We start from the raw sequence: 26,093 nt of genomic DNA, 5'->3' as shown, positions 1-26,093 counted from the left end.
TTTAGGTCACACTTTCAACGCAATTTCTGAGAAACCGCTTTCCAGTTTTGTAAGCAAGCGCTTACTGATGTTAACCCAGTGCGACGCGGGCGGGTTTATCAAGACGTCCGCTCAGACCAATCAACAGGAAAGCGACCAGGACAATCACCGCGCCAATCCATGGCGTCTGGGTTAATCCGACGTGTTCGACGGTTTGCCCACCAATGATGGAGCCCAGCGCGATACCAATATTAAAAGCGGCAATATTCAGGCCGGAAGCCACATCCACCGCATTGGGCGTATAAAGCTCGGCTTTCTGAACAACGTAGACCTGAAGCCCGGGCACATTACCAAAGGCGAAGATCCCCATGACCAGCACGGTGACCAGCGCGGCGTACTGTATCGAAGCCGTGAACTGGAAAATCATCAACAGAACGACCAGCGCGGCGAAGATGAATTTCAGCGCCGGAACCGCCCCATGCTTATCCGCAAGCTTGCCGCCCCAGATATTGCCTATCGCAACGGAAATACCGTATCCCAGCAATATCCAGCTCACGGCATTGGGGGAGAAGCCCGCCAGGTCCTGCATCATCGGTGCAAGGAAAGTGAAGGCGGTGAATACGCCGCCATAGCCAAGCGCCGTAACCGCGTAGATGATCAGCAAACGCGGATGCGTGAGCACCTTCAGCTGATCGCTCAGGCTGGCGCTGGCCCGGCCAGGAATATTCGACGGCACCAGCAGCAGGCTGGTCACCAGGGCAATGACGCCCAGTAAGGAGACGGCCAGGAACGTTTCACGCCAGCCGAAGTGTTGTCCGATAAACGTCCCCAACGGTACGCCCGTGACGAGTGCAACGGTCAGCCCACCGAACATGATCGCAATGGCGGAGGCCGCTTTCTCTTTTGGTACCATGCTGGTTGCAATAGTGGAACCAATCGAGAAGAACACCCCGTGTGCAAGGCCGGTCAACAGACGAGCGATGACCAGCGTGGTGTAGTCCGGCGCCTGCCAGGCCAGCACGTTGCCGGCGGTGAACAGCACCATTAATGCAACTAACAGCTGCTTACGCGGAAAGCGTCCGGTCAGGGCCGTCAGCACGGGGGCACCGACGGCAACACCCAGGGCATAGATGGACACCAGTAATCCGGCGGAGGGCAATGAGATCGCAAGCTGGTTAGCAATGGTGGGAACCAGCCCCACAATAACAAATTCGGTCGTGCCAATTGCAAAGGCACTGATCGTCAGGGCAAGAAGCGCCAGTGGCATAAAATACTCCGTATCATCAGGATTAAGATGACAGGCAGTATGCGCCAGTGCTTAAATAACAAAAATGGTCAAAATATCAATAGAATTTTGCGGGTGGTGCAACAATGAAAGCAACGTCGGAAGAGCTGACAATCTTTGTCGCCGTCGTCGAAAGCGGCAGCTTTAGCCGCGCGGCCGAACAGCTGGGGCAGGCTAACTCAGCCATTAGCCGCTCGGTAAAAAAGCTGGAGATGAAGCTTGGGGTGAGCCTGCTTAACCGAACGACGCGGCAACTGAGCCTGACGGAAGAAGGAGAGCGTTATTTTCGCCGCGTGCAGTCGGTACTGCAGGAGATGGCCGCAGCGGAGACCGAGATTATGGAAACCCGCAGCACGCCGCGTGGGTTACTGCGCATTGATGCGGCCACGCCGGTTGTGCTTCACTTTCTGATGCCGCTGATTAAACCTTTCCGCGAACGTTATCCGGAGATGACGCTCTCTCTGGTCTCCTCAGAGACGTTTATCAACCTCATCGAGCGAAAGGTAGATGTGGCAATCCGGGCGGGAACGCTGACCGATTCAAGCTTGCGTGCCCGCCCTCTGTTTGCCAGCTACCGAAAAATTATCGCGTCGCCACAGTATATTGCTGAACATGGTAAACCGGAGACGGTTGAAGAACTGAAGCAGCATCTGTGCCTGGGCTTTACGGAGCCGGTATCGCTGAACACCTGGCCTGTCGCCTGCCATGATGGGCAACTTCATGAAATTACTAGCGGATTGTCGTCTAACAGCGGGGAAACGCTGAAGCAGCTGTGCCTCGAAGGCAATGGTATCGCCTGCCTGTCAGACTATATGATTGATAAGGAGATTGCGCGAGGTGAACTGGTGGAATTGATGGCCGATAAACGCCTACCGGTCGAAATGCCTTTTAGCGCGGTGTATTACAGTGACAGAGCAGTGAGTACGCGCATTCGTGCCTTTATTGATTTTCTGAGTGAACATATAAAAACAGCTCCCGGAGGAGCTGTGTGAGGGTTCAGGTTACAGAGGGTGGGTCAAACTTAATCCCAGTGAGGAGCTAAGCCTTCCGGGCTGACCAGGCGATCGTTGCACTCCAGGGCTGCGATCGCTTTTTTATCGTCAGCATCCAGGTGAAGATCCGTTGCTAACAGGTTGCTCGCCAGGTTTTCACGTTTAGTTGAAGATGGGATCACGGCATAACCTTCACCCATTGCCCATGCCAGAATGACCTGCGCGGCAGTCGCGTTATGTTTCTCAGCGATACGCGTAATCACTTCATCTTTCAGCGCTTTACCATAGGCCAGCGTCATGTATGAGGTGATGTGGATCCCGTGCTGTTTTGCCCAGTCCACGACTTTGCGGTTCTGCAGGTAAGGAGACAGTTCAATCTGGTTGGTCGCAATATTTTCTGCACCTACAGCCGCAATGGTTTTTTCCATCAGCGGGATCGTGAAGTTGGAGATCCCAATTTCGCGGGTTAAGCCCTGCTTTTTCGCTTCCAGCAGCGCCTGCATGAATTCTTCCACGGAGACGGCATCGTTTGGTGATGGCCAGTGGATCAGCGTCAGATCGACGTAGTCAGTACGCAGTTTTTTCAGGCTTTCTTTCAGGCTTGGGATCAGCTTGTCTTTGCTGAGATTCTCAATCCAGATTTTCGTGGTAATGAACAGCTCATTACGCGGTACACCGCTCTCTTCGAGAGCTTGTCCAACGGCAGCTTCGTTTTCATAGATCTGCGCCGTATCAACTGCGCGATAGCCCAGTTCGAGTGCGGTTTTAACTGATGCGATAACAACGTCGTCTTTCAGGCGGAAAGTGCCCAGACCAAATGCAGGGAGAGTCATAATTTTCCTCAATCGTTATGTTCGTAAACTGAGGACGATTATCGCTGGCTGTGTTATAGAGAAAAAGATCGTAAAACGCAGAGGATTTTTGCTGATTTCGCAATAATTAAACGTCAGATAAGAAAAAAGCCCTGAGCGTTAACTCAGGGCTTTTAATAAGTGGCGGAACGGACGGGACTCGAACCCGCGACCCCCTGCGTGACAGGCAGGTATTCTAACCGACTGAACTACCGCTCCACCGAAGACTGCTTGTAACCACCGGATTAATGCACCGGCTTACTACTTAATTTGATGCCTGGCAGTTCCCTACTCTCACATGGGGAGACCCCACACTACCATCGGCGCTACGGCGTTTCACTTCTGAGTTCGGCATGGGGTCAGGTGGGACCACCGCGCTAAAGCCGCCAGGCAAATTCTGTTTAATCTGTATCAGGCTGAAAATCGTGTCTGTCTCGTCGCCAAAACATCTTCGGCGTTGTAAGGTTAAGCCTCACGGTTCATTAGTATCGGTTAGCTCAACGCATCGCTGCGCTTACACACCCGACCTATCAACGTCGTCGTCTTCAACGTTCCTTCAGGAGACTTAAAGTCTCAGGGAGAACTCATCTCGGGGCAAGTTTCGTGCTTAGATGCTTTCAGCACTTATCTTTTCCGCATTTAGCTACCGGGCAGTGCCATTGGCATGACAACCCGAACACCAGTGATGCGTCCACTCCGGTCCTCTCGTACTAGGAGCAGCCCCCCTCAATTCTCCAGCGCCCACGGCAGATAGGGACCGAACTGTCTCACGACGTTCTAAACCCAGCTCGCGTACCACTTTAAATGGCGAACAGCCATACCCTTGGGACCTACTTCAGCCCCAGGATGTGATGAGCCGACATCGAGGTGCCAAACACCGCCGTCGATATGAACTCTTGGGCGGTATCAGCCTGTTATCCCCGGAGTACCTTTTATCCGTTGAGCGATGGCCCTTCCATTCAGAACCACCGGATCACTATGACCTGCTTTCGCACCTGCTCGAGCCGTCACTCTCGCAGTCAAGCTAGCTTATGCCATTGCACTAACCTCCTGATGTCCGACCAGGATTAGCTAACCTTCGTGCTCCTCCGTTACTCTTTGGGAGGAGACCGCCCCAGTCAAACTACCCACCAGACACTGTCCGCAACCCGGATCACGGGTCTACGTTAGAACACCAGCCATTAAAGGGTGGTATTTCAAGGACGGCTCCATGCAGACTGGCGTCCACACTTCAAAGCCTCCCACCTATCCTACACATCAAGGACCAGTGTTCAGTGTCAAGCTATAGTAAAGGTTCACGGGGTCTTTCCGTCTTGCCGCGGGTACACTGCATCTTCACAGCGAGTTCAATTTCACTGAGTCTCGGGTGGAGACAGCCTGGCCATCATTACGCCATTCGTGCAGGTCGGAACTTACCCGACAAGGAATTTCGCTACCTTAGGACCGTTATAGTTACGGCCGCCGTTTACCGGGGCTTCGATCAAGAGCTTCGCGTTGCCGCTAACCCCATCAATTAACCTTCCGGCACCGGGCAGGCGTCACACCGTATACGTCCACTTTCGTGTTTGCACAGTGCTGTGTTTTTAATAAACAGTTGCAGCCAGCTGGTATCTTCGACTGATTTCAGCTCCACCCGCAGGGGCTTCACCTACATATCAGCGTGCCTTCTCCCGAAGTTACGGCACCATTTTGCCTAGTTCCTTCACCCGAGTTCTCTCAAGCGCCTTGGTATTCTCTACCTGACCACCTGTGTCGGTTTGGGGTACGATTTAATGTTACCTGATGCTTAGAGGCTTTTCCTGGAAGCAGGGCATTTGTTACTTCAGCACCGTAGTGCCTCGTCATCACACCTCAGCGTTAAAAGGTACCGGATTTACCTGGAACCTCCGCCTACATGCTTAAACCGGGACAACCGTCGCCCGGCTAACATAGCCTTCTCCGTCCCCCCTTCGCAGTAACACCAAGTACAGGAATATTAACCTGTTTCCCATCGACTACGCCTTTCGGCCTCGCCTTAGGGGTCGACTCACCCTGCCCCGATTAACGTTGGACAGGAACCCTTGGTCTTCCGGCGAGCGGGCTTTTCACCCGCTTTATCGTTACTTATGTCAGCATTCGCACTTCTGATACCTCCAGCATGCCTCACAGCACACCTTCAACGGCTTACAGAACGCTCCCCTACCCAACAACGCATAAGCGTCGCTGCCGCAGCTTCGGTGCATGGTTTAGCCCCGTTACATCTTCCGCGCAGGCCGACTCGACCAGTGAGCTATTACGCTTTCTTTAAATGATGGCTGCTTCTAAGCCAACATCCTGGCTGTCTGTGCCTTCCCACATCGTTTCCCACTTAACCATGACTTTGGGACCTTAGCTGGCGGTCTGGGTTGTTTCCCTCTTCACGACGGACGTTAGCACCCGCCGTGTGTCTCCCGTGATAACATTCTTCGGTATTCGTAGTTTGCATCGGGTTGGTAAGCCGGGATGGCCCCCTAGCCGAAACAGTGCTCTACCCCCGAAGATGAGTTCACGAGGCGCTACCTAAATAGCTTTCGGGGAGAACCAGCTATCTCCCGGTTTGATTGGCCTTTCACCCCCAGCCACAAGTCATCCGCTAATTTTTCAACATTAGTCGGTTCGGTCCTCCAGTTAGTGTTACCCAACCTTCAACCTGCCCATGGCTAGATCACCGGGTTTCGGGTCTATACCCTGCAACTTAACGCCCAGTTAAGACTCGGTTTCCCTTCGGCTCCCCTATACGGTTAACCTTGCTACAGAATATAAGTCGCTGACCCATTATACAAAAGGTACGCAGTCACACCACGAAGGTGCTCCCACTGCTTGTACGTACACGGTTTCAGGTTCTTTTTCACTCCCCTCGCCGGGGTTCTTTTCGCCTTTCCCTCACGGTACTGGTTCACTATCGGTCAGTCAGGAGTATTTAGCCTTGGAGGATGGTCCCCCCATATTCAGACAGGATACCACGTGTCCCGCCCTACTCTTCGAGTTCACAGCCTGTGTGTTTTCGTGTACGGGACTGTCACCCTGTACCGTGCGACTTTCCAGACGCTTCCACTAACACACAAGCTGATTCAGACTCTGGGCTGCTCCCCGTTCGCTCGCCGCTACTGGGGGAATCTCGGTTGATTTCTTTTCCTCGGGGTACTTAGATGTTTCAGTTCCCCCGGTTCGCCTCGTTAACCTATGTATTCAGTTAACGATAGTGTGACGAATCACACTGGGTTTCCCCATTCGGACATCGCCGGGTCAAAGGTTCATATCACCTCGCCGGCGCTTTTCGCAGATTAGCACGTCCTTCATCGCCTCTGACTGCCAGGGCATCCACCGTGTACGCTTAGTCGCTTAACCTCACAACCCGAAGATGTTTCACTTCATGATTGCGAAAATTTGAGAGACTCGAACACACCTTAAAGATGTGTCGTTTCAATTTTCAGCTTGATCCAGATTTTTAAAGAGCAAAACTTCGCAGTGCACCTTTTCAGGTTCACTCTGAAGTTTTCTTGGGTTCGCAGTAAAAGATGGTGGAGCTATGCGGGATCGAACCGCAGACCTCCTGCGTGCAAAGCAGGCGCTCTCCCAGCTGAGCTATAGCCCCATCGTTTTGCAATCTCTGTACCGCTCATCCTTTAAAAGGAGTTTGGTAGGCCTGAGTGGACTTGAACCACCGACCTCACCCTTATCAGGGGTGCGCTCTAACCACCTGAGCTACAAGCCTGCAGAGATTTTTACTGCTGTTTTTTCATCAGACAATCTGTGTGAGCACTGCAAAGGCAGGTTCTTTAAGGTAAGGAGGTGATCCAACCGCAGGTTCCCCTACGGTTACCTTGTTACGACTTCACCCCAGTCATGAATCACAAAGTGGTAAGCGCCCTCCCGAAGGTTAAGCTACCTACTTCTTTTGCAACCCACTCCCATGGTGTGACGGGCGGTGTGTACAAGGCCCGGGAACGTATTCACCGTAGCATTCTGATCTACGATTACTAGCGATTCCGACTTCATGGAGTCGAGTTGCAGACTCCAATCCGGACTACGACGCACTTTATGAGGTCCGCTTGCTCTCGCGAGGTCGCTTCTCTTTGTATGCGCCATTGTAGCACGTGTGTAGCCCTACTCGTAAGGGCCATGATGACTTGACGTCATCCCCACCTTCCTCCAGTTTATCACTGGCAGTCTCCTTTGAGTTCCCGGCCTAACCGCTGGCAACAAAGGATAAGGGTTGCGCTCGTTGCGGGACTTAACCCAACATTTCACAACACGAGCTGACGACAGCCATGCAGCACCTGTCTCAGAGTTCCCGAAGGCACCAATCCATCTCTGGAAAGTTCTCTGGATGTCAAGAGTAGGTAAGGTTCTTCGCGTTGCATCGAATTAAACCACATGCTCCACCGCTTGTGCGGGCCCCCGTCAATTCATTTGAGTTTTAACCTTGCGGCCGTACTCCCCAGGCGGTCGACTTAACGCGTTAGCTCCGGAAGCCACGCCTCAAGGGCACAACCTCCAAGTCGACATCGTTTACGGCGTGGACTACCAGGGTATCTAATCCTGTTTGCTCCCCACGCTTTCGCACCTGAGCGTCAGTCTTTGTCCAGGGGGCCGCCTTCGCCACCGGTATTCCTCCAGATCTCTACGCATTTCACCGCTACACCTGGAATTCTACCCCCCTCTACAAGACTCTAGCCTGCCAGTTTCGAATGCAGTTCCCAGGTTGAGCCCGGGGATTTCACATCCGACTTGACAGACCGCCTGCGTGCGCTTTACGCCCAGTAATTCCGATTAACGCTTGCACCCTCCGTATTACCGCGGCTGCTGGCACGGAGTTAGCCGGTGCTTCTTCTGCGGGTAACGTCAATCGATGAGGTTATTAACCTCACCGCCTTCCTCCCCGCTGAAAGTACTTTACAACCCGAAGGCCTTCTTCATACACGCGGCATGGCTGCATCAGGCTTGCGCCCATTGTGCAATATTCCCCACTGCTGCCTCCCGTAGGAGTCTGGACCGTGTCTCAGTTCCAGTGTGGCTGGTCATCCTCTCAGACCAGCTAGGGATCGTCGCCTAGGTGAGCCGTTACCCCACCTACTAGCTAATCCCATCTGGGCACATCTGATGGCAAGAGGCCCGAAGGTCCCCCTCTTTGGTCTTGCGACGTTATGCGGTATTAGCTACCGTTTCCAGTAGTTATCCCCCTCCATCAGGCAGTTTCCCAGACATTACTCACCCGTCCGCCGCTCGTCACCCAGGAGCAAGCTCCCTGTGTTACCGCTCGACTTGCATGTGTTAGGCCTGCCGCCAGCGTTCAATCTGAGCCATGATCAAACTCTTCAATTTAAGTTTGATGCTCGTGAATTAAACTTCGTAATGAATTACGCATGTTCACTCAGAGACTTGGTATTCATTTATTGTCCGAAGACATTAAGAATCCATGTCACTTTGAGTGCCCACACAGATTGTCTGATAAATTGTTAAAGAGCAGTGCAACGCGGCTTTCGCTCACCGTTGCGAGGTGGCGTATATTACGCTTTCCTCTTTCAGAGTCAACCCGTTATTTCAGGATTTTTTCTCTTCAACCGACCGCGGTGTTTGTGAAGTGATTCACATCCGCCGTGTCGATGGAGGCGCATTATAGGGGGCCGCCGAGGAATGACAAGCGGAAAAATGCATTTTTATTTCAACCGCTCATCTTTTCACCAGAAAGGCTATTTTTGGTGCTTTTTAATCTCTTTTGGCAGCTCGGCCAGACTATTAATTACCCAATCCGCCGCATTCTCAGCTTCTGGCGTCACAGGCTTGCCGGTGCGCACTAATATTTTGGTCCCTACACCCGCTGCTGCAGCTGCCTGCATATCTTCCAGTTTATCGCCCACCATATAAGAAGCCGCCATATCAATGTGCAGGAACTCCTGCGCAGAGATGAACATTCCCGGATGCGGCTTACGGCAATCACAGGTCTGACGATATTCTTCTACGGTTCCCTGTGGGTGATGCGGACAATAGTAGATGCCATCGAGATCCACACCGCGGTCGGCCAGTGACCAGTCCATCCATTCCGTCAGCGTCTCAAACTGCGCTTCGGTAAATTTACCGCGTGCAATACCGGACTGGTTCGTCACCACCACCAGCGCATAACCCATCTCTTTCAGCTGGCGCATGGCATCTATTACGCCCTCGATAAACTCGAACTCATCAATCTCATGGACATAACCGTGATCCACATTAATAGTGCCGTCACGATCGAGGAAAATTGCGGGTACTGATTTTGCCACCGGTTTGCTCCTGAAAAAGGCATGTTCGACTAGTATCTCATGAATCGCAGCGCAATAAAGTGCTCATCGTACAGAGTTGGATTGATTTAGACGTCTGGATGCCTTAACATCCGTTTTGTTTACGGTCATCACCCGTATCTGGCAGAAGAAAATGCCACGGCTAACTTACATACGATAAAAATAATCTAATGATTAAACTTTCCAATATCACCAAAGTGTTCCAGCAGGGGAACCGAACCATTCAGGCGCTGAACAACGTCAGCCTGCATGTTCCTGCTGGTCAAATTTATGGCGTCATTGGCGCATCGGGTGCAGGTAAAAGCACGCTGATCCGTTGTGTTAACCTGCTTGAGCGCCCAACCCAGGGCAGCGTAGAAGTTGGCGGCCAGGAACTTACCGCCCTTTCAGAGAAAGAACTCACCAAAGCGCGTCGTCAGATTGGCATGATTTTCCAGCACTTTAACCTGCTGGCCTCCCGCACCGTGTTCGGCAACGTTGCCTTACCGCTTGAGCTGGATAACACGCCAAAAGAAGAAGTGAAGCGTCGCGTCACCGAGCTGCTCGACCTCGTGGGTCTGGGCGACAAACATGATAGCTACCCGGCAAATCTGTCCGGTGGGCAAAAACAACGTGTGGCCATTGCCCGCGCGCTGGCAAGCAATCCTAAGGTACTGCTGTGCGATGAAGCCACCAGCGCACTGGATCCGGCAACCACGCGTTCGATTCTGGAACTGCTGAAGGACATTAATCGTCGCCTGGGCCTGACGATCCTTCTTATTACGCACGAGATGGACGTAGTGAAACGCATCTGTGACTGCGTGGCGGTCATCAGCAACGGTGAACTGATCGAGCAGGACACGGTAAGTGAAGTGTTCTCGCATCCGAAAACCCCGCTGGCGCAGCAGTTCATCCAGTCCACGCTGCATCTGGATATTCCGGAAGACTATCTGGAGCGTTTGAAAACCGAACCCGCTGCTGACAGCGTCCCGATGCTGCGCATGGAGTTCACCGGTCAGTCCGTTGATGCTCCCCTGCTTTCCGAAACCGCACGTCGCTTTAACGTGAACAACAACATCATCAGCGCGCAGATGGATTACGCCGGTGGCGTCAAGTTCGGCATCATGCTGACAGAAATGCACGGCACACAAGAAGAAACCCAGGCAGCCATTGCCTGGCTGCAAGAACATCACGTAAAAGTAGAGGTACTGGGTTATGTCTGAGCCGATGATGTGGCTGCTGGTTCGCGGCGTTTGGGAAACGCTGGCAATGACCTTTGTCTCTGGCTTCTTTGGTTTTGTGATTGGCCTGCCGGTCGGCGTGTTGCTGTACGTGACGCGTCCGGGTCAAATCATTGAGAACGCGAAGCTGTACCGTACGCTCTCTGCGCTGGTGAATATCTTCCGTTCTATCCCCTTCATTATTCTGCTGGTGTGGATGATTCCGTTTACCCGCGTGATCGTCGGAACGTCTATCGGTCTGCAGGCGGCGATCGTTCCGCTGACCGTTGGCGCTGCGCCGTTTATCGCCCGTATGGTGGAAAACGCCCTGCTGGAAATCCCAACCGGTTTGATCGAAGCTTCCCGTGCGATGGGTGCCACACCGATGCAGATCGTCCGCAAGGTTCTGCTGCCGGAGGCACTGCCAGGGCTGGTGAATGCGGCAACCATTACGCTTATCACCCTGGTCGGTTATTCGGCGATGGGCGGTGCCGTAGGCGCGGGCGGTTTAGGTCAGATTGGTTACCAGTACGGCTATATTGGATATAACGCGACCGTGATGAATACCGTTCTGGTATTGCTGGTTGTTCTGGTTTACTTAATCCAGTTCTCTGGCGATCGCATCGTCCGGGCTGTTACGCATAAATAACGTTACACACAACACAAACTCTACGAGTTAAGGATAAAACATGGCGTTTAAATTAAAGACCTTCGCAGCAGTAGGCGCGCTGATCGGCTCTCTGGCACTGGTGGGTTGCGGTCAGGACGAAAAGGATCCAAACCACATTAAAGTGGGCGTTATCGTAGGTGCAGAACAGCAGGTTGCGGAAGTTGCTCAGAAAGTGGCAAAAGAGAAGTATGGCCTGGACGTGGAGCTGGTGACCTTCAACGATTACGTTCTGCCGAACGAAGCGCTGAGCAAAGGCGATATCGACGCGAACGCCTTCCAGCATAAGCCATACCTGGACCAGCAGATCAAAGATCGTGGCTATAAACTGGTGGGTGTCGGTAACACCTTCGTTTATCCGATTGCCGGTTACTCTAAGAAAATTAAATCACTGGACGAACTGCAGCCGGGCTCTCAGGTTGCCGTGCCTAACGACCCAACTAACCTTGGTCGTTCCCTGCTGCTGCTGCAGAAAGTGGGCCTGATCAAACTGAAAGACGGTGTTGGCCTGCTGCCAACCGTTCTGGACGTCACCGAGAACCCGAAAAATCTGAAAATCGTTGAACTGGAAGCACCGCAGCTGCCACGTTCTCTGGACGATGCGCAGATTGCTCTGGCCGTTATCAACACCACGTACGCCAGCCAGATTGGCCTGACGCCAGCCAAAGACGGTATCTTCGTTGAAGATAAAGACTCCCCGTACGTTAACCTGATCGTGACTCGCGAAGACAACAAGGACGCGGAAAACGTGAAGAAATTCGTTCAGGCCTATCAGTCAGACGAAGTTTACCAGGAAGCCAACAAAGTGTTTAACGGCGGCGCTGTTAAAGGCTGGTAATCTCACCTCAGTGTAATATCATCAGGACGGGCTTATGCCCGTCTTGTCATTTGTGCAGTCAACTGATTCAATATCTGACGTTTTGATTATCCATTGAGGAAATATTATGCGTGCTTTACCGATCTGTCTTTTAGCACTCATGCTGAGCGGCTGTTCTATGCTAAGCAGATCTCCCGTTGAACCTGTTCAAAGCACGGCAACCCCGCCAAAGACCGAGCCTGCGAAACCGAAAGTGGTTCGCCCTGCGCCGGTTCGCATTATCACGAAAGCGGACGAACTCGTCGGTAAACCGTTCCGTGAACTGGGCGAAGTGAGCGGCGAATCCTGTCAGGCGACTAATCAGGACTCACCACCGAATATTCCGACTGCGCGTAAACGCATGCAGATTAATGCCGCAAAAATGAAAGCTAACGCGGTCCTGCTGCACAGCTGTGAAGTCACCAGCGGCACGCCGGGCTGCTACCGTCAGGCGGTTTGCATCGGTTCTGCGCTGAACATCACGGCGAAATGAGTGCATTTCAGTTCGAGCAGATAGGCGTTATCCACTCTCCTTATAAAGAGAAGTTCGCCGTCCCCCGCCAGCCCGGTCTTGTCACCAGCGGACGCGGTGAGCTTCACCTGATTGCGCCTTACAATCAGGCCGATGCGGTACGCGGGCTCGAGGCGTTCAGCCATCTGTGGGTGGTGTTCGTGTTTCACCAGACGATGGAAGGCGGCTGGCGTCCTACCGTGCGTCCTCCTCGTCTTGGCGGCAATGCGAGAATGGGGGTGTTTGCGACGCGCTCGACCTTTCGTCCAAACCCGGTTGGCATGTCGCTGGTTGAACTGAAAGGCATACGCTGCCAGAAAGATCAGGTGATACTCGAGTTAGGTAGCCTGGACCTGGTCGACGGCACGCCGGTGATCGACATCAAACCCTATTTGCCCTTCGCCGAAGCCCTTCCGGACGCGCGTGCAAGCTATGCCCAGGACGCACCACCGGCGGATATGCCGGTGTATTTTACCCCTGAGCTCGCCTCGCTGCTCGGTCAACTGGAGAAACGCTATCCTCGCTTACGGGATTTCATCACCGAAGTGCTGGCACAGGACCCACGTCCGGCCTACCGTAAAGAAGAGGAAGCGGGAAAAACGTACGCCGTCTGGCTACTGGATTTTAACGTTCGCTGGCGCGTCACCGGGGCAGGTTTTGAAGTGTTTGCCCTGGAACCCAGGTAATTTTGTTCTCCTCTCTTTTGGCATCTTTGCCACACTGGTAAACTAAACCACTTTTTTTGTGTCAGGCTGGTGTTTCAGCCTGTTCCAATCGTCGAAATGGAACCGTAACAACATGCGTACTAGCCAATATCTGCTCTCCACTCTGAAGGAGACGCCTGCCGACGCCGAAGTGATCAGCCATCAGCTGATGCTGCGCGCCGGGATGATCCGCAAGCTGGCCTCCGGGTTATACACCTGGCTGCCGACCGGCGTGCGCGTCCTGAAAAAAGTCGAAAACATCGTGCGTGAAGAGATGAACAACGCCGGTGCTATCGAGGTGTCCATGCCTGTGGTTCAGCCCGCTGACCTGTGGCAGGAGAGTGGCCGTTGGGAACAATATGGCCCTGAACTGCTGCGCTTCGTCGATCGCGGCGAGCGTCCGTTCGTTCTCGGCCCAACGCATGAAGAAGTCATTACCGACCTGATTCGTAACGAGCTGAGCTCTTACAAACAGCTGCCGCTGAACTTCTTCCAGATCCAGACCAAGTTCCGTGACGAAGTTCGCCCACGTTTCGGCGTCATGCGCTCTCGCGAATTCCTGATGAAAGATGCCTACTCTTTCCATACCTCTCAGGAATCCCTGCAAGAGACGTACGACGCAATGTACGCGGCATACAGCAAAATCTTCTCCCGCATGGGTCTGGATTTCCGCGCTGTGCAGGCTGATACCGGCTCCATCGGCGGTAGCGCATCCCATGAGTTCCAGGTTCTGGCGCAGAGTGGTGAAGACGATGTGATCTTCTCTGACTCCTCTGATTACGCCGCGAACATCGAATTTGCAGAAGCGCTGGCACCAAAAGAACCGCGTGCTGCGGCAACGCAAGAGATGACGCTGGTTGATACGCCAAACGCGAAAACCATTGCCGAGCTGGTTGAGCAGTTCAATCTGCCGATCGAAAAAACCGTTAAGACCCTGCTGGTGAAATCCACCGAAGGGAGCGCTTACCCGCTGGTTGCCCTGCTGGTGCGTGGCGATCACGAGCTGAACGAAGTGAAAGCCGAGAAGCTGCCACAGGTCGCCAGCCCGCTGACGTTCGCCACGGAAGCGGAAATCCGCGCCGTGGTCAATGCTGGGCCAGGTTCTCTCGGTCCGGTGAATATGCCGGTGCCTGTTGTTATTGACCGCACGGTAGCCGCGATGAGCGACTTCTCCGCTGGTGCGAACATCGACGGTAAACACTACTTCGGCATCAACTGGGATCGCGACGTGGCGACGCCGGAAGTGGCTGACATCCGTAACGTGGTCGCAGGCGACCCAAGCCCGGACGGACAGGGTACCCTGATGATCAAGCGCGGTATCGAAGTGGGTCACATCTTCCAGCTGGGCGATAAATACTCGCGCGCGCTGAACGCCGCCGTTCAGGGTGAAGATGGCCGTAACCAGATCCTGACCATGGGTTGCTACGGTATCGGGGTAACGCGCGTGGTAGCTGCGGCGATTGAGCAGAACTACGACGAGCGCGGCATCGTCTGGCCGGACAACATCGCACCGTTCCAGGTCGCTATTCTGCCAATGAACATGCACAAGTCTTACCGCGTACAGGAACTGGCCGAGAAGCTGTATGCCGAGCTGCGTGCGCAGGGTATCGAAGTGCTGATGGATGACCGTAAAGAGCGTCCGGGCGTGATGTTTGCCGATATGGAACTGATCGGTATCCCACACACCGTCGTGATCGGCGACCGTAACCTCGATAGCGACGAGATTGAATACAAATACCGTCGCAGCGGCGAAAAACAGATGATCAAGACCGGCGACATTCTTGATTACCTGGTGAAAGCCATCAAAGGCTAAACAAAAAACCCCGCTCAGGCGGGGTTTTTTAATGGCGCTACGTCAGCTTATTTGCTGTTACAGTCTTTGCCCGCAATAAATTTCGCGTCTTTGTCCGCCACCAGCGTTTTCACCATCTCTCCGCTATCCGGGTTTGGCTCCAGCGTAAAGTGACCGTCCACCGTCAGCAATATCGGCTTGCTGTCATTGCCGCGCGCCACAGCGTAATCACGCTCAAGCTGGGCATTGTTTGCCACGCTAACCTTCTTGCCGGTTGCGCAGTCGGTAAAGATCGCCGCATCCGCCATATAGAAGTACATCCCGCGCATTGCCATCGGCGTCGCGGGCAGAGCCGCTTTCACCGGCGCCAGCGTGTAGTTGAACTGGGATTCAATAGGATTACCTTCGCGGTCGAGCATCTCCATGCTGTCACCTTTAGGGCGGAACCAGGTTTTCTCGCCGGAGGTATCGGTGAGGACAAGCTTCTCCGCCGTACGCGCCCATGTTCCATAAGTCGCAAAAGAAGAAGGCTCTTTCCCGCCCTGATAGCGCTGATTCATCACCCAGGTGCCGTCTTTTTGCAGGAACAGGGACGTTTCAATGCCTTCACAGTCCGCGCAAGGCAATACGCCGCGCCAGCTCTGCTGCATTGGTTTTAATTCTTCCGTTTGCGTGGGTTGCAAAACCTGCGTTTCTGAACGGTTGTTACACCCGAAAAGCGCAAACAGCGTACTCACTGCCAGCGCTGACCATAATGCTTTTTTCACAATGAATTCCTTATGAAATTTGTGTTCCCTTTCGTCACTCTGTCGGGCGACGAACTTTACCGCGTAATGCTTTCACTGTGGATTTTTGGGCCTTCGAGGACAGCCGACGCTCTTTCGATGCGCGGGTTGGCCGCGTTGCCCGGCGGCTTTTTTGTACTGCCGTTAATTCTTTGATGACCGCCACCAGCCTGGCGATGGCCGCTTCCCGGTTGAGCTCCTGGCTGCGGTACTCCTGGGCTTTGATCACCATCACGCCATCGCTGGTGATGAGGTGATGGCTGGCAGCAAGCAGACTTTCTTTATAATACTCTGGCAGGCTTGAGGCCCGAATGTCAAAACGCAAATGGATAGCTGTTGAGGCCTTGTTGACGTGCTGCCCACCGGCCCCCTGAGCACGGATGGCGGTGATCTCCAGCTCGTTGTCCGGAATGCTGACGTTTCGGGACAAGACGATCATGAGGCCGGTTGCCACGCCGTTAAATGAATTTCCAGATTATTCTGAGAATCAGAAAGCCAGATGGCGCCATCCTGAATCGTCGCCTGTAACACCATGGTCCGGCTGGCAAAGTCGCTCAGCTGCGCCAGTTGCTCATCATCCAGATACCAGACGGTGAGATTTTTAAACTGTCCGCACTTGCTCTTGTTTTGCTGCCACCAAATCTCTGCAGCACGCTGATTATACGCGAATAAGGCCACTTCAGCGGACTGGGTGCAGGCCTTCTTAATTCTGCGCTCGTCCGGCAGTCCGAGTTCGATCCACAAATCGATACCCAGATGATCGTTGCGCAGCCAGGCTTCAGGCTCGTCTTCTGCGCTTAACCCACGGGTAAACTGCAGACGCTCGTCAGCGTATTTAATCCACGCCAGCAGGCGCAGCATCATGCGCTCCTGGGTTTCGGAGGGGTGGCGTGCCAGCGTCAGCGAGGCGTCCAGGAACTGGTTGCGATCAAGATCGGCCACATTGACCACTGCTTTATAGATTGTCGCTTTCAGCGCCATGAGAGAACTCCATTCGAATCAGGCGCACATTGTAGCGAAAACCGCGGCAAAAGGCTGTTACGGGGTAATAAATACACCGCTATCAAGGCGCTGATATTGCTTAAATGAGTATGGTATAGTCACCTTGCTAAACCGAGTTTATCTTCGTAGGCTTAATGATATCTCACAGTAAGTCAGTGCGCTGGCGGGAGGGGATGTGAATAATTATTGTGAGTTAATTCGCAAACGGTATGCGGAAATCGCCAGCGGAGATCTGGGGTATGTCCCGGACGCGTTGGGCTGTGTATTGAAAGTGCTTAATGATGTGGCCTCTGATGAGAGCCTTTCAGAGTCGGTCAGGGAAAAAGCAGCGTATGCTGCGGCGAATTTACTGGTGAGCGATTATGTCGATGAATGATACTTATCAACCCATCAATTGTGATGACTATGACAACCTCGAACTCGCCTGCCAGCATCATTTATTACTGACGCTGGAGCTAAAAGATGGCGAAGTGTTGAAGGCGAAAGCCAACGATCTGGTTTCACGTAAGAACGTGGAATACCTGATAGTGGAAGATGCCGGTGCGACGCGTGAGCTGCGTCTGGATAAAATAGCCAGCTTCAGCCACCCGCAAATCGGCACCGTCGTGGTGAGCGAATCCTGATGACACTAACGGGCAGCCTGGCTGCCCGTTACGCTTTCTGCCACTCAAACCTGACCCCGTCTTCCGCCCATCCCGCTTCCGTGATGAAAACCCCTGCCGCAGCAATCAACGTTTCACCATAGAACAGCAGCGGCGTGGAGTCGCGCAGCCACGGCGGCACGTTGCACTCCTGCCAGATTTTCTTCAGCTTGCGTCCCCCGTTGCGCCCGACAATATGCAGCATGCCGCCGGCCTTAAAGCGTACCGTTACCGGTTCACCTGCCTCTGGCAGCCTCACATGACCAGACGGTATGAGGGAGACACGTCCAGCCTCAGCAGGTAATATCAGCGGAAGCTCAGGAGAAAGCCAGTCAAGCACCACATCCGTCAGGCAGGGCGTTGATTTTACCCACCAGAGTTCCCCTTTATAGCGTCTTACCTCAAAACCGTTCAGATGGACGCGCGGGGAAGCATCGTCCCGCGCAAGGGCAACCTCGTCCCAGATACGGCTCAGCATCGCCCGCGACGGCATCGCAGCGTGATGAGAGGCCAGCCAGCGTCGTAGCAGCGCGGCGCGACGTACCGGGCTCATCGCTGTCAGCGGTGCAATGGCCAGCGCACCGTCTTCAGAAATCAGTTCAGCCAGTTCGTCACTCAACAGCTCGTCCAGCAGCGATTCCTGTTCGGCGCACAGCATAGCGCTTCTTGCCGTCGCGTCGGCAAAATGCGGCCAGCGCTCGCTCAATAGCGGGAGGACGCGCAGACGCAGAAAGTTACGATCATAGCCGTCCTCCTGGTTACTCTCATCTTCGATCCAGCTCAGCTGATGTTCTCGCGCCCAGGCTTCAAGCGAGGCGCGCGTCTCGCCAAGCAGCGGACGCAGTAACGTTGTGCCGGCAAATACCGAACGCGCCGGCATGGCAGAAAGCCCCGCTGGTCCGCTTCCCCGCTTAAGCGCCAGCAGAAAGGTTTCACACTGATCGTCCAGATGCTGGGCCGTGACCAGCGCTTCTCCAGCATGTAATGCCCCGGCAAAGGCGGCATAGCGGGCTTTACGCGCCTGCGCCTCGATGCCCAGCCCTTCCTCTACCAGCGTGACGCGCTCGACGAGGAGCGGGATCGCCCATGCCGCACACAAGGCTTCGCAGTGCGCCACCCACTTCTCTGCGTGAGGACTTAATCCGTGATGAATATGTATCGCCCGCAGCTGGACGTCAGGCTCCTGGTCGCGCCAGCGCTTAAGGCGATGGAGCAGAACGGTGGAATCCAGGCCACCGCTAAACCCCACCAGCAGCTGGCGGTACGGTGAAACGGCGTGTGCGATAGCGGGTAAGGTCATAGGGAATTACACATAAAAAATGCCCGAACTGAGCGGGCATTATCACACAGGACGAAGATTACTGCTGATAAAGCTCCAGCGGCAGGCCGTCCGGGTCGTTGAAAAAGGTAAAACGCTTGTCGGTGAACGGATCGACGCGAATCGCTTCGCACGTCACGCCGTGTGCTTCCAGATGCTTAACTGCGCTATCCAGGTCATCGACGCTGAAGGCGAGATGGCGCAGGCCGCAGGCTTCCGGACGGGACGGACGCGCAGGCGGAAAAGGAAAAGAGAACAGTTCAATCACATACTGCCCGTTTAACGCCAGATCGCCCTTCCAGGAGTCGCGCTCCTCGCGGTACGCCTCGCTCAACAGCGTAAAGCCGAGAATGTCGCAGTAGAAGGCCTTACTCTTCGCGTAATCGGTCGCAATGATCGCAATATGATGAACCTGTTTTAAACCCAGCATAGCTTCTCCTTTTTATGATGCCTGAACGTTACAACCGAAAACCCGCACCATGCAAGCGGTCACCCTTATTTTAGGACTCGCACCCAGTAAATGCCGTTTTCGTCGCGCTTCGCACCGTGGATATCCGTCTCAAAACCGGGGTAGTGACGCCCTACCGAACAGAGCATCAGCAGGAAATCGAGCACAGCCCGGCTCTCCTCGGTAATCATCTCTCCTGGCATCAGGAGCGGTACGCCCGGCGGGTAAGGCAGGATCATGTTGGCCGATACGCGTCCAACCAGATTTTCCAGCTCGACGGTTTCGACCTCCCCCCTAACCTGGCGCTGCCACGCCTTGTGCGGGGTAAACTTCATCTCCGGCAACACATCAAACGCCTGAAGCATCAGACGCGGCAGATCGTGCTGACGGATCAGCCTGTGGATCCCCTGGGCCAGATCCTGAATGCGCATATTACGGTAGAAGTCAGGATCCTCCGCATAGAGATCCGGCAGCATGTTCTTCACCCGCAGGTTGAGATCGTAGGCGCGCTTAAATTCCATCAGACCGCGCAGCAGCCCCATCGCCCGGGTTTTATCGATCCCGATACTGAACAGGAACAGCAAATTATAGGGGCCTGTTTTCTCCACCACCACGCCGCGTTCATCAAGGAATTTCGCCACCAGCGCGGCCGGGATCCCTTCCTCGCTCATCTTGCCCTGCTCATCCATACCCGGCGTCAGGATCGTCACTTTTACCGGGTCGAGGAACATATGGTCGCTATCGGCATCCCGGAAGCCATGCCAGTCTTCGCCGGGCGAGACGGGCCAGCACTCCGCCTCATCAATCTCTTCCGGCTGCCAGATATCAAAGAACCAGCCGTCGGCTTCCTCTTTCAGCCGCTGAACCTCTTTGCGGAAATGCAGCGCGCGCTCCACCGAACGGTTGATGAGACGTTTGCCCGGATTGCCACGCAGCATCGCCGCGGCCGTTTCGATAGACGCCACCAGCGGATAGCTCGGTGAGGTGGTGGTATGCATCATAAAGGCTTCGTTAAAGGTCTCTTCGTCATACTCGCCTTTGATATGAATCAGCGAAGCCTGGGAAAACGCCGCCAGCATTTTGTGCGTCGACTGCGTTTCGAAGAACACTTTACCCGGCACGCGCTCACCGCTCATGCCGCTCTTACCCGCGTAAATCGGGTGGAAATTGGTATACGGTACCCATGCGGAATCGAAGTGGATCGACGGCACGTTCAGCGTCTTTTTGATCCAGTTCGTGTTGTACAACAGACCGTCATAGGTCGAGTTGGTGATCACCGCATGGACAGGCCAGCCTGCGCCGGGCACTGCCGCGACCTTGCTTTCAATGGCTTCATGCATGAACTCCCGGCGCGGAATGCCGCCAAGAATACCGAGCGCGTTACGCGTGGGCGACAGCCAGAGCGGTACGACGTCGCTCATCATCAGCAGGTGCGCCAGCGATTTATGGCAGTTACGGTCAATCAGCAGGGTGCTCCCCGCAGGCGCGGCGTACATCCCGACGATTTTGTTCGAGGTCGAGGTGCCGTTGGTCACCATATAACTCTGCTCGGCCCCAAAGGTGCGGGCGATATACTCTTCAGCTTCCAGATGCGGGCCGGTATGATCCAGCAGCGAGCCTAATTCGGTGACTGAAATGGACACGTCCGCTTTCAGCGTGTTGCCACCAAAGAAATCATAGAACAGGCAGCCCACCGGGCTTTTTTGGTAGGCCGTTCCCGCCATATGGCCCGGCGTACAGAAGGTATATTTTCCCTCTTTCACGTAGGTGAAGAGCGCCCGGGTAAACGGTGGCGTAATGTTATCGAGATATTCATTCGTGTACTGCTGAATGCGGGTCGCAATGTCTTCCGCCACGCCGAGGGAATATTCAAAGAACCACAGCGCCATACGCATATCATTGGCGCTGACGTCCATGGTTGAGTGGGTATTGATAAAGGCGTACAGCGGGAGATATTCGTTCAGCTTGTTGATATCGCTGCACAGTTCGAGGTCATATTCATCCCAGTCGAAGATCACGCCGCAGATACGCGGGTTATGCTCGATGAACTTCAGCAGATCGGCGCTGTTGTGCGGCCAGATTAGCTGATACCCGCGCGACTGCAGGGCTTGCTCCAGCTCCTTAATCGGCTCATCTTTATAAAAGACGCCGTGTGGCCCCATAACGGCAATGATATTCATGGGCTTCCTCCTTAAAAAACATTAGCTAAGCATAGTCCGGCTAAACCGCAGGTATAAAAAAAGCCGCAACATTGTGCGGCTTTTCAGATAATTGTGAAGCTTACGCGTAGCCGTAAGTCATCAGACGCTGGTAACGGCGGTTAAGCAGATCTTCTTTGCTCAGCACGTCCAGGTCTGCCAGATCGGCCAGCAGCTGCGCTTTCAGGGACGCTGCCATCACTTCCGGCTTACGATGTGCACCACCCAGCGGTTCCGGGATGATGGAATCGATCAGCTTAAGCTCTTTCAGACGTGGCGCAATGATGCCCATCGCTTCGGCAGCCAGAGGCGCTTTGTCGGCACTTTTCCACAGAATGGACGCACAGCCTTCCGGGGAGATAACGGAATAGGTGCTGTACTGCAGCATATTCACTTTATCGCCCACGCCAATCGCCAGCGCGCCACCGGAACCCCCTTCACCGATAACGGTACAGATGACCGGCACCTTCAGACGAGACATCTCGCGCAGGTTGCGTGCGATGGCTTCAGACTGACCGCGCTCTTCCGCGCCCACGCCAGGGTAGGCACCCGGGGTGTCGATGAAGGTGATGATTGGCATGTTGAAACGCTCAGCCATCTCCATCAGACGCAGGGCTTTACGGTAGCCTTCTGGGGCTGGCATACCGAAGTTACGACGGATTTTCTCTTTGGTTTCACGACCTTTCTGATGACCAATGATCATCACCGGGCGTCCGTCCAGACGCGCGATACCACCAACGATAGCTTTGTCGTCAGCGTATGCGCGATCGCCTGCCAGTTCGTCAAATTCGTCAAACGCCAGGCGGACATAATCCAGGGTGTACGGACGCTGTGGATGGCGAGCCAGCTGGGCCACCTGCCATGCGCCGAGATCGGCAAAGATTTTGCGCGTCAGCTCTACGCTTTTCTCGCGCAGACGATGCACTTCTTCGTCGATGTTAATATCCAGTTTTTCATCCTGACGGCTTACCGCTGTCAGAGAATCGATTTTCGCTTCCAGCTCAGCAATCGGCTGTTCGAAATCAAGGAAATTCAGACTCATAGTATTCCTGTATTAGTCAAACTCCAGTTCCACCTGCTCCGAACCAATGAGGCCACGGAGATCGTTCAGTAAACGATCGCTCGGAGAGACACGCCACGTTGCACCAAAGCGCAACCGCGCACGTGCATCCGCCCTCTGATAGTAGAGATGTACTGGAATTGTCCCCGAGCGGTGGGGTTCCAGAGACTGACGGAGTCGGTTTAAAAGCTGGTCATCAATTTGCCTGTCCGTCAGCGAGATAGCAAGCCCGCGAGCATATTTTTCCCGGGCTTCGTCAATGTCCATCACTTCGCGGGCGGTCATTTTAAGTCCCCCACTGAAGTCATCAAAGCTGACCTGTCCGCTGACGATAAGTATGCGGTCTTTTTCCAGCAATTGCTGGTATTTATCCAGCGCGTCGGTGAACAGCATCACCTCCAGACGCCCGGAACGGTCATCCAACGTACAGATGCCGATACGATTGCCGCGCTTGGTGACCATAACCCTTGCAGCAATCACGAGCCCCGCAGCCGTGGTGATTTTACCACGTTCTGTCGGATGCATGTCTTTTAGCCTGTGGCCGCCGACATAGCGCTCAATTTCTTTTATGTACTGGTTGATCGGGTGACCCGTCAGGTACAAGCCTAACGTTTCACGCTCGCCGTCCAGCACCACCTGTTCTGGCCACGGCTGGCAGTTGGAATACGACTGTTCAATCTGCTCCGGCTCTTCCGCCAGCACCCCGAACATATCCGCCTGGCCAATGGCTTCCGCTTTCGCGTGCTGATCCGCCGCTTTCAGGGCGTCGCCCAGCGAGTTCATTAGCGCGGCGCGATGCGGCCCCAGCCTGTCGAACGCGCCGGACATGATCAGTTTTTCCAGCACGCGACGGTTCAGTTTTTTGGTATCGGTACGGGCGCAAAGATCGAACAGCTCGCGGAAATAGCCGCCGTTGTTGCGCGCTTCGATGATCGCCTCGATCGGCCCCTCACCTACGCCCTTGATCGCGCCAATCCCGTAAACGATCTCCCCGTCGTCATTGACGTGGAAATGGTAAAGACCCGAGTTGATATCCGGCGGCAGGATCTTCAGCCCCATGCGCCAGCACTCATCCACCAGCCCTACCACCTTCTCGGTGTTGTCCATATCCGCGGTCATTACCGCAGCCATAAACTCAGCAGGATAGTGCGCCTTCAGCCACAGCGTTTGATACGACACCAAAGCATAGGCGGCGGAGTGAGATTTGTTAAATCCGTACCCGGCGAATTTCTCCACCAGGTCGAAGATTTTCATCGCCAGTTCGCCGTCAACGCCGTTTTTCTTCGCACCGTCTTCAAAGATGGAGCGCTGCTTGGCCATCTCTTCCGGCTTTTTCTTACCCATCGCACGACGCAGCATGTCCGCGCCGCCGAGGGTATAGCCGGAAAGCACCTGGGCGATCTGCATCACCTGTTCCTGGTACAGGATGATGCCGTAGGTGGGCTCCAGCACCGGCTTCAGGCTTTCGTGCTGCCACTGAACATCCGGGTAGGAAATCTCTTCGCGCCCGTGCTTACGGTCGATAAAGTTATCTACCATCCCTGACTGCAGCGGGCCCGGACGGAACAGGGCAACCAGTGCGATCATATCTTCGAAGCAGTCGGGCTGCAGACGCTTAATCAGATCTTTCATGCCGCGGGATTCAAGCTGGAAGACGGCGGTGGTCTCCGAGCGCTGCAGCATGTCGAAACTTTTCTTGTCATCCAGCGGGATGGCCGCGATATCCAACGGCGGCTCGCCATTCTTCTCGCGGCGGGCGTTGATCATCTCCAGCGCCCAGTTAATGATGGTCAACGTACGCAGACCAAGGAAGTCGAACTTCACCAGCCCGGCGTATTCTACGTCGTTCTTGTCAAACTGGGTAACCGGGTGTTGGCCCGCTTCATCGCAGTAAAGCGGTGCAAAATCCGTAATTTTAGTCGGGGCGATAACCACGCCCCCTGCATGCTTACCGGCGTTACGCGTGACGCCTTCCAGCTTGCGCGCCATGTCGATCAGCGCTTTGACTTCTTCGTCCGCTTCGTAGATTTCCGGCAGCTGCGGTTCAGCCTCAAAGGCTTTTGCCAGCGTCATGCCCGGATCGGGCGGCACCAGTTTAGAGATGCGATCGACAAACCCGTACGGGTGGCCCAGCACGCGGCCCACGTCACGGATAACCGCTTTCGCCGCCATCGTACCGAAGGTAATGATCTGCGATACCGCGTCACGGCCGTACATATCGGCCACGTGCTCGATCACCTGATCGCGTTTCTCCATGCAGAAGTCGACGTCGAAGTCGGGCATCGAGACACGTTCCGGGTTAAGGAAACGTTCGAACAGCAGGTCGAATTCCAGCGGATCGAGGTCGGTGATTTTCAGCGCATACGCCACCAGCGAACCTGCACCGGAGCCACGCCCCGGTCCGACCGGCACGCCGTTATCCTTCGACCACTGGATAAACTCCATAACGATCAGGAAGTAGCCCGGGAAGCCCATCTGGTTGATCACCTGGAGTTCAATGTCCAGGCGTTCGTCATACTCAGGGCGACGCTTTTTACGCTCTTCTTCATCCGGGAACAGGAATTCCAGACGCTCTTCCAGACCTTCTTTTGATTTCGCGACCAGGAAATCTTCCGTGGTCATGTCTCCCGTCGGGAACTGCGGCAGGAAGTATTCGCCGAGGCGGACGGTGACGTTGCAGCGCTTGGCAATCTCTACGCTGTTTTCCAGCGCTTCGGGGATATCGGAGAAGAGCTCACACATCTCCTCTTCGCTGCGCATGTACTGTTGTGCGGAGTAATTACGCGGCCGCTTCGGATCGTCGAGGGTGAAACCATCGTGGATCGCCACGCGAATCTCATGCGCGTCGAAATCACCCGCCTCAAGGAACCGCACGTCGTTGGTGGCCACCACGGGCAACCCGCGCTCTTCTGCGAGCGCCACCGCGGCATGAAGATAGCTCTCTTCATCCTGACGGCCGGTACGGATCAACTCCAGGTAATAACGATTCGGGAAATATTCTTCATAGAACGAGACGCATTGATCCACCAGCGCACTATTGCCGCGCAGCAGACATTTGCCGACGTCACCCATACGGCCACCCGAGATCAGCAGTAGCCCTTCGTTCAGCTCGGCCAGCCAGTCACGGTCGATCCACGGCCCCAGCGCGCCATAGCCGCGCTGATAGGCTTTTGAGATAAGCAGGGTGAGGTTTTGATAACCCGTGTTGTTCATCGCCAGCACGGAGATTTGCGTCATTTCATCGCCGATGAGATCGCTCTGCACATGAAAATCTGCACCGACGATGGGCTTCATCCCCGCGCCGTGCGCCGTTCCGTAGAACTTCACCAGGCCACAGAGGTTGGTAAAATCGGTGATCGCCAGCGCGGGCATGCCAAGAGAGGCCGCCTTTTTTACCAGCGGCCCGGTCTTCGCCAGCCCATCGATCATGGAGTAGTCGCTATGCACCCGCAGGTGTACGAAACGTGGTTCAGCCATCTTCAGATTCCGCGTTACTTAATTGCTTGCGT

Annotated in this window: 20 protein-coding genes, 3 tRNA genes and 3 rRNA genes; 9 read left to right on the top strand and 17 right to left on the bottom strand. The window is 54.6% G+C overall.

Translation table 11 applies throughout. The annotated features are described in order from the left end of the window. Positions 1–70 precede the first annotated feature (70 nt). On the bottom strand, positions 71–1,246 hold the full coding sequence (locus ACMGGU_RS02375) for an MFS transporter (RefSeq protein WP_420300217.1): 1,176 nt from the start codon (positions 1,244–1,246) through the stop codon (positions 71–73). A 104-nt stretch (positions 1,247–1,350) separates the two neighbouring features. On the opposite strand from ACMGGU_RS02375, the gene yafC reads away from it, so the two are divergent. Next, positions 1,351–2,256 (top strand): DNA-binding transcriptional regulator YafC, encoded by a 906-nt coding sequence (yafC, locus tag ACMGGU_RS02370; RefSeq protein WP_045909864.1) that lies wholly within the window; start codon positions 1,351–1,353, stop codon positions 2,254–2,256. A 29-nt stretch (positions 2,257–2,285) separates the two neighbouring features. On the opposite strand, the gene dkgB is transcribed toward yafC, so the two are convergent. The 8 genes from dkgB to gmhB form a co-directional block, all read right to left on the bottom strand. Next, positions 2,286–3,089 carry a 2,5-didehydrogluconate reductase DkgB gene (gene dkgB, locus ACMGGU_RS02365; protein WP_420300216.1) on the bottom strand — a complete coding sequence of 268 codons (804 nt, stop codon included), beginning with the start codon at positions 3,087–3,089 and terminating at the stop codon, positions 2,286–2,288. Between the two features lie 160 nt (positions 3,090–3,249). Further along, a tRNA-Asp gene (locus ACMGGU_RS02360) sits at positions 3,250–3,326 on the bottom strand. A gap of 56 nt (positions 3,327–3,382) precedes the next feature. Next, positions 3,383–3,498: ribosomal RNA gene (gene rrf, locus ACMGGU_RS02355) — 5S ribosomal RNA — on the bottom strand. A gap of 70 nt (positions 3,499–3,568) precedes the next feature. Beyond that, positions 3,569–6,473 (bottom strand): 23S ribosomal RNA (locus tag ACMGGU_RS02350). 171 nt (positions 6,474–6,644) lie between these two features. Further along, positions 6,645–6,720 (bottom strand) — tRNA-Ala (locus ACMGGU_RS02345). Between the two features lie 43 nt (positions 6,721–6,763). Beyond that, a tRNA-Ile gene (locus tag ACMGGU_RS02340) sits at positions 6,764–6,840 on the bottom strand. 70 nt (positions 6,841–6,910) lie between these two features. Beyond that, positions 6,911–8,450: ribosomal RNA gene (locus ACMGGU_RS02335) — 16S ribosomal RNA — on the bottom strand. Together the 16S, 23S and 5S rRNA genes with 3 tRNA genes alongside form the textbook arrangement of a ribosomal RNA operon. Before the next feature lie 368 nt (positions 8,451–8,818). After that, positions 8,819–9,385, bottom strand: coding sequence for a D-glycero-beta-D-manno-heptose 1,7-bisphosphate 7-phosphatase (gene gmhB / locus ACMGGU_RS02330; protein WP_045907848.1), 567 nt, complete (start codon positions 9,383–9,385; stop codon positions 8,819–8,821). 188 nt (positions 9,386–9,573) lie between these two features. On the opposite strand from gmhB, the gene metN reads away from it, so the two are divergent. The 6 genes from metN (at position 9,574) to proS (ending at position 15,153) form a co-directional block, all read left to right on the top strand. Further along, on the top strand, positions 9,574–10,605 hold the full coding sequence (gene metN, locus ACMGGU_RS02325) for a methionine ABC transporter ATP-binding protein MetN (RefSeq protein ID WP_023310475.1): 1,032 nt from the start codon (positions 9,574–9,576) through the stop codon (positions 10,603–10,605). Further along, positions 10,598–11,251, top strand: a complete 654-nt coding sequence (locus tag ACMGGU_RS02320; protein ID WP_003856130.1) for a methionine ABC transporter permease MetI — start codon at positions 10,598–10,600, stop codon at positions 11,249–11,251. The genes metN and ACMGGU_RS02320 overlap by 8 nt, the downstream gene beginning before the upstream one ends. A gap of 40 nt (positions 11,252–11,291) precedes the next feature. Beyond that, the gene (gene metQ, locus ACMGGU_RS02315) at positions 11,292–12,107 is read left to right on the top strand and encodes a methionine ABC transporter substrate-binding lipoprotein MetQ (RefSeq protein ID WP_014168729.1); all 816 of its coding nucleotides are present in this window, start codon (positions 11,292–11,294) and stop codon (positions 12,105–12,107) included. Positions 12,108–12,213: 106 nt separating this feature from the next. Further along, positions 12,214–12,618, top strand: a complete 405-nt coding sequence (gene rcsF / locus ACMGGU_RS02310) for an Rcs stress response system protein RcsF (RefSeq protein ID WP_008501883.1) — start codon at positions 12,214–12,216, stop codon at positions 12,616–12,618. Continuing rightward, positions 12,615–13,322, top strand: a complete 708-nt coding sequence (gene tsaA, locus ACMGGU_RS02305) for a tRNA (N6-threonylcarbamoyladenosine(37)-N6)-methyltransferase TrmO (protein WP_045907846.1) — start codon at positions 12,615–12,617, stop codon at positions 13,320–13,322. The genes rcsF and tsaA overlap by 4 nt, the downstream gene beginning before the upstream one ends. A gap of 112 nt (positions 13,323–13,434) precedes the next feature. Continuing rightward, positions 13,435–15,153: a proline--tRNA ligase gene (proS, locus tag ACMGGU_RS02300; RefSeq protein WP_048028425.1), complete on the top strand. Its 1,719-nt coding sequence runs from the start codon at positions 13,435–13,437 to the stop codon at positions 15,151–15,153. Positions 15,154–15,200: 47 nt separating this feature from the next. Here the strand turns inward: proS and nlpE are convergent, their stop codons facing one another. Genes nlpE through ACMGGU_RS02285 form a run of 3 tightly spaced genes read right to left on the bottom strand, consistent with a single transcriptional unit; the run spans position 15,201 to position 16,898 of the window. Next, complete coding sequence (gene nlpE / locus ACMGGU_RS02295) at positions 15,201–15,899, bottom strand: envelope stress response activation lipoprotein NlpE (protein WP_048028427.1); 699 nt, start codon at positions 15,897–15,899, stop codon at positions 15,201–15,203. A 34-nt stretch (positions 15,900–15,933) separates the two neighbouring features. Continuing rightward, entirely contained in the window at positions 15,934–16,356 is a 423-nt protein-coding gene (gene arfB, locus ACMGGU_RS02290) for an alternative ribosome rescue aminoacyl-tRNA hydrolase ArfB (RefSeq protein WP_028018285.1), read from the bottom strand. Further along, complete coding sequence (locus ACMGGU_RS02285; RefSeq protein WP_021240481.1) at positions 16,353–16,898, bottom strand: YaeQ family protein; 546 nt, start codon at positions 16,896–16,898, stop codon at positions 16,353–16,355. The genes arfB and ACMGGU_RS02285 overlap by 4 nt, the downstream gene beginning before the upstream one ends. Before the next feature lie 196 nt (positions 16,899–17,094). Between ACMGGU_RS02285 and ACMGGU_RS02280 the strand changes: the two genes are divergently transcribed. Both ACMGGU_RS02280 and rof read left to right on the top strand, forming a co-directional pair. After that, a complete protein-coding gene (locus ACMGGU_RS02280; protein ID WP_111967251.1) occupies positions 17,095–17,295 on the top strand; it encodes a YaeP family protein in 201 nt (66 codons plus the stop codon). Next, the gene (gene rof / locus ACMGGU_RS02275) at positions 17,282–17,542 is read left to right on the top strand and encodes a Rho-binding antiterminator (protein ID WP_024907532.1); all 261 of its coding nucleotides are present in this window, start codon (positions 17,282–17,284) and stop codon (positions 17,540–17,542) included. Before ACMGGU_RS02280 ends, rof begins: the two co-directional genes overlap by 14 nt. Positions 17,543–17,570: 28 nt before the next feature. Here the strand turns inward: rof and tilS are convergent, their stop codons facing one another. The 5 genes from tilS to dnaE form a co-directional block, all read right to left on the bottom strand. Further along, on the bottom strand, positions 17,571–18,860 hold the full coding sequence (gene tilS, locus ACMGGU_RS02270) for a tRNA lysidine(34) synthetase TilS (RefSeq protein WP_417929795.1): 1,290 nt from the start codon (positions 18,858–18,860) through the stop codon (positions 17,571–17,573). A 58-nt stretch (positions 18,861–18,918) separates the two neighbouring features. After that, the gene (locus tag ACMGGU_RS02265; RefSeq protein ID WP_023293230.1) at positions 18,919–19,308 is read right to left on the bottom strand and encodes a VOC family protein; all 390 of its coding nucleotides are present in this window, start codon (positions 19,306–19,308) and stop codon (positions 18,919–18,921) included. Between the two features lie 65 nt (positions 19,309–19,373). Continuing rightward, positions 19,374–21,506, bottom strand: coding sequence for a lysine decarboxylase LdcC (locus ACMGGU_RS02260; RefSeq protein ID WP_420300215.1), 2,133 nt, complete (start codon positions 21,504–21,506; stop codon positions 19,374–19,376). A 100-nt stretch (positions 21,507–21,606) separates the two neighbouring features. Continuing rightward, positions 21,607–22,566, bottom strand: coding sequence for an acetyl-CoA carboxylase carboxyl transferase subunit alpha (gene accA / locus ACMGGU_RS02255; RefSeq protein ID WP_008501895.1), 960 nt, complete (start codon positions 22,564–22,566; stop codon positions 21,607–21,609). Between the two features lie 12 nt (positions 22,567–22,578). Next, complete coding sequence (dnaE, locus tag ACMGGU_RS02250; protein ID WP_045355195.1) at positions 22,579–26,061, bottom strand: DNA polymerase III subunit alpha; 3,483 nt, start codon at positions 26,059–26,061, stop codon at positions 22,579–22,581. Positions 26,062–26,093: the final 32 nt, after the last annotated feature.

This window comes from Enterobacter sp. BNK-8, assembly GCF_048685095.1.
Taxonomy (GTDB): Bacteria; Pseudomonadota; Gammaproteobacteria; order Enterobacterales; family Enterobacteriaceae; genus Enterobacter; species Enterobacter quasiroggenkampii.
This window is presented reverse-complemented; position numbering and strand designations above follow the sequence as displayed.

Coding starts and splice junctions, on each gene's coding strand:
- metN (WP_023310475.1), top strand. CDS start 9,574: ATGATTAAACTTTCCAATATCACCAAAGTGTTCCAGCAGGGGAACCGA.
- metQ (WP_014168729.1), top strand. CDS start 11,292: ATGGCGTTTAAATTAAAGACCTTCGCAGCAGTAGGCGCGCTGATCGGC.
- accA (WP_008501895.1), bottom strand. CDS start 22,566: ATGAGTCTGAATTTCCTTGATTTCGAACAGCCGATTGCTGAGCTGGAA.
- ACMGGU_RS02260 (WP_420300215.1), bottom strand. CDS start 21,506: ATGAATATCATTGCCGTTATGGGGCCACACGGCGTCTTTTATAAAGAT.
- ACMGGU_RS02375 (WP_420300217.1), bottom strand. CDS start 1,246: ATGCCACTGGCGCTTCTTGCCCTGACGATCAGTGCCTTTGCAATTGGC.
- dkgB (WP_420300216.1), bottom strand. CDS start 3,089: ATGACTCTCCCTGCATTTGGTCTGGGCACTTTCCGCCTGAAAGACGAC.
- dnaE (WP_045355195.1), bottom strand. CDS start 26,061: ATGGCTGAACCACGTTTCGTACACCTGCGGGTGCATAGCGACTACTCC.
- ACMGGU_RS02320 (WP_003856130.1), top strand. CDS start 10,598: ATGTCTGAGCCGATGATGTGGCTGCTGGTTCGCGGCGTTTGGGAAACG.
- arfB (WP_028018285.1), bottom strand. CDS start 16,356: ATGATCGTCTTGTCCCGAAACGTCAGCATTCCGGACAACGAGCTGGAG.
- ACMGGU_RS02285 (WP_021240481.1), bottom strand. CDS start 16,898: ATGGCGCTGAAAGCGACAATCTATAAAGCAGTGGTCAATGTGGCCGAT.
- tilS (WP_417929795.1), bottom strand. CDS start 18,860: ATGACCTTACCCGCTATCGCACACGCCGTTTCACCGTACCGCCAGCTG.
- ACMGGU_RS02265 (WP_023293230.1), bottom strand. CDS start 19,308: ATGCTGGGTTTAAAACAGGTTCATCATATTGCGATCATTGCGACCGAT.
- rof (WP_024907532.1), top strand. CDS start 17,282: ATGTCGATGAATGATACTTATCAACCCATCAATTGTGATGACTATGAC.
- rcsF (WP_008501883.1), top strand. CDS start 12,214: ATGCGTGCTTTACCGATCTGTCTTTTAGCACTCATGCTGAGCGGCTGT.
- yafC (WP_045909864.1), top strand. CDS start 1,351: ATGAAAGCAACGTCGGAAGAGCTGACAATCTTTGTCGCCGTCGTCGAA.
- tsaA (WP_045907846.1), top strand. CDS start 12,615: ATGAGTGCATTTCAGTTCGAGCAGATAGGCGTTATCCACTCTCCTTAT.
- proS (WP_048028425.1), top strand. CDS start 13,435: ATGCGTACTAGCCAATATCTGCTCTCCACTCTGAAGGAGACGCCTGCC.